This window comes from Mesorhizobium sp. M4B.F.Ca.ET.214.01.1.1 (assembly GCF_004791545.1).
GTDB lineage: Bacteria > Pseudomonadota > Alphaproteobacteria > Rhizobiales > Rhizobiaceae > Mesorhizobium > Mesorhizobium abyssinicae.
On sequence record NZ_SRUX01000079.1, the window covers coordinates 1 to 416 of the forward strand.

Consider the following 416-nt stretch of genomic DNA (forward strand, 5'->3'; position numbering starts at 1 on the left):
TTTCCGCTGAAGCGTCTGTCGGCAGACGAGATGAAAGATGTTCACTAGAGGTCAGATACTTAGAGCACGTCCTGTTTAATCAGGGCCATATCCTGCGGCTTTGGAGTAGTTGGCACATTCGGCTGGGGTGAAGAGGTCGACGACAGTGCCGACCACGTCCCACAAAGCCTTGATGGTTCTCTCGGCCTTTGCTCGCAGCAGCGCCTTGAGGTTGGCGAAGGCGTTCTCAATCGGATTGAAGTCGGGACTGTAGGGCGGCAGGTAGAGCAGGCTCGCCTGCGGCCTCAATCGCGCCGCGCAGGGTTCTCCAGGCGGATGTCGCCAATGTCAAATTTGCTGGCATCCATGTCGCCCTCGCTTTCTGGTTCGAGATCGGAAAATCGCCGAATAATCAGCACATCAACCTGCGCCTGAAG

General features: G+C 56.5%; 1 pseudogene. It reads right to left on the bottom strand.

The features are described 5' to 3' along the window. Positions 1-75: 75 nt before the first annotated feature. Positions 76-301 (bottom strand): annotated as a pseudogene (locus tag EN857_RS33375) (transposase); the annotation flags it as partial. Positions 302-416 lie beyond the last annotated feature (115 nt).